Raw genomic sequence first — 2,668 nt, forward strand, 5'->3', positions numbered from 1 at the left:
CACGAGTACTCTGAAAACAGCGTCGCATACGCTCCCTGAACTGCCAATAACCTAGCAGCAGTTCTACCAGAATACCAGGGAGATGCACTATCGTTACTGACTTCTTCTTCCATAATATTAGCCCAAAAACCTTTTGTATAACTCTATCATTCTTAACATTGCCGAAGCTGCACGACCCCCATAGTCCAGATCTGTAGGACTCGCCCGCTTCATGGCCTCTTCCCCATTGTCAGCCGTAATAATCCCAGTACCGACAGGCACCGCATGATGCGTTGCTATCTCGCTAATGGAAGAATATATAGCTCTAGAAATATGTTCATTGTGTTGCGTTGCGCCTTTAATAATGCAACCAAGGGCGATATATCCATCGTAGGACTCTCTATCACTCATTATGGCGAACGATAACGCAGGGGGTATCTCAAAAGAGCCAGGTACCCTAATAATTTCCTGTTTAATAGCAGAACTTGCACTCTTCAACTTTGCCGTTGCGCCCTCAATTAACATTTGCGAGATTTCTTTGTAAAAGTCTCCCACAACGATAAGAACACTCAAGTTACTATACATATCGCACACCATATCTACGCGGAACTCCCAACGGTAACGTTGCTTCTATACATAATTTTGCGTATAAGCAGCTGCTGCGCAACAGTCAAAACGTTGCTGCATATCCAGTATAACACAAGCCCAGACGGAAAAGACGAGAATATGAATATGAACACATATGGCAAAAACTTCATTATTCCATACGGGTCTTGAGAGCCCACACTGTCCTTAAGGTGTAGCTTTTGCTGCACTATCATCGTAATCCCCAACAAGATAGGCATAACCCCAATGCATATGGGGGGATGAAATGGCAGCAGCCCGAATAAGTTCAGTACATTGGCAGGATCGTAATTAGAGAGATCCTTAATCCAGGCAAACAGCGGAGCATGGCGCATTTCTATAGTGACGAATAGAACCTTGTATAGCGCAAAAAACACCGGTATCTGCGCAATTATCGGTAGAAAGCCCGATATAGGACTAACCTTGTGCTTCTTAAATAATGCTGCAATTTCCTTGCTAGCCCGCAGATTATCAGCTTTATACAATTCCTTGATTCTCTCAACCTCCGGCTGCAGCTTCCTGAGCTTAAACATGGAAATACAAGACTTGGCAGATATAGGCAACAACAAGAGCTTGATAGCGACTGTGAGCATCACGATCGCTAACCCAAAATTGCCGAAGATTTTGTTGAAACACTGCAATAACAAGAAGACCGGCTTAGTTATGAAATATAACATTCCAAAGTCTACTGCTTTGTCAAATAATGGAAGACTCATCTTGCTTTTATATGTATCAAGCAGGTCTAATTCTTTTGCCCCCACAAAAACATGGGAAACAGCTGAAGCAACGCTACGTGGCGCAATTACCTCATAGGTTTTACTAAAATCAACCTGAAAACGGTCTTCATCCCCCTTGCGGACATGCTGAGCACGAAATATAGGCACACCCGTCTTGATATTCTTCGATGTGTTCTCTGATATAAGGGCAGAAAACCAATACTTGTCCGCAAATCCTATCCAGGAGCGCTCTCCATATTCCTTAAGAATTCCCTTTTCCTTGATACTGTGCGAGCTCTTTAGATCTTTATAATTCCATTCACGCAATCCATCTCCAAAGTTGGCTACTACACCCTCATGCGATATCCAGTGAGACTTAGCAGACGTATCGTATGCACGATTTATTCTTCCATAGTGCGCAAGATGCAACTCTTTCCCGGTGTTGTTTTCTACTTCCTGCAGCACTGTAAATACATAACTATCATCTAAAGCAAACTTAAGTCTGAATACTACTCCTTCGCCATTGTCCCAGAACATAGAAAAATCGCTCTTTACCCCGTCGTCATGGGATTCAGATTCTTCTAAGCTCCATATAGAGTCCCTAGAAGGGGTTTTGATTTTGTGTTCGATATCTATCCAGCCGAATTCCACCATAGAGCTGTCAGCAGTTCCTTCAGGCGACATTAAATGGACATTAGGAGAGTCATTATCTATGCTAACTTTGTATTTCGACAATGATAGATCATCCAATATTCCCCCCACAAGGGCAACCGATCCTTCCACACTTGAATTCCCAAACTTAACCCTTGGTACCCTCTTCGTAATGTCCTCTCTTGACTCATAATCCACTATATCAACAACGTCAGGAATAAGAGAGTCCTCTGTTTCCATCACATCTTCCACGGGTACTGAGGTTTTGAATAGCTTGTCCTGTACAAACTTCCATCCAAGCATTATGAGTACAGACGCTATAACAGCCAATACCAAATTACGAACTTCTGACATATAAAACAATTAACAAAGGATTCGAAGCAGAGTGATATAAAGGCAACGCCAACTGCACACGGCAACGTGTCAGGCTACCATATAATATAGAGCAATGCAATACGGATCTGGCTAATGAAACTCCAGGGTCTGAGCCAATTTCTAGCAATTTCCCGAGGTCAGGACAATAAATGGGAATGAGTATATAAATGAAAGAAAGAGAGTAAAAAGGAGTAGTGGTAGTTATGAAGAAATTGAGAAAAGCTTCGGAGTCAAATCCCCGAAGGAGAAGCCAGAAAGTGGACAGGAGAAATGTTCAGCAAAGGTAAGGACTTGCTGCGGATAATACTCTTTACCCTCATAGC

The 2,668-nt window shown here is 42.7% G+C and carries 2 protein-coding genes; both read right to left on the reverse strand.

Annotated elements, in window-relative coordinates; translation table 11 throughout:
* Positions 1-117: 117 nt before the first annotated feature.
* Positions 118-564 (reverse strand): 6,7-dimethyl-8-ribityllumazine synthase, encoded by a 447-nt coding sequence (locus tag R4I06_RS04615; RefSeq protein ID WP_334414415.1) that lies wholly within the window; start codon positions 562-564, stop codon positions 118-120.
* Positions 565-578: 14 nt separating this feature from the next.
* Positions 579-2,324, reverse strand: coding sequence for a membrane protein insertase YidC (gene yidC, locus R4I06_RS04620; RefSeq protein WP_334414416.1), 1,746 nt, complete (start codon positions 2,322-2,324; stop codon positions 579-581).
* Between the last annotated feature and the right edge of the window lie 344 nt (positions 2,325-2,668).

Origin of the sequence: Anaplasma bovis, from assembly GCF_036903315.1 — a bacterium.
Taxonomy (GTDB): Bacteria; Pseudomonadota; Alphaproteobacteria; order Rickettsiales; family Anaplasmataceae; genus Anaplasma; species Anaplasma bovis.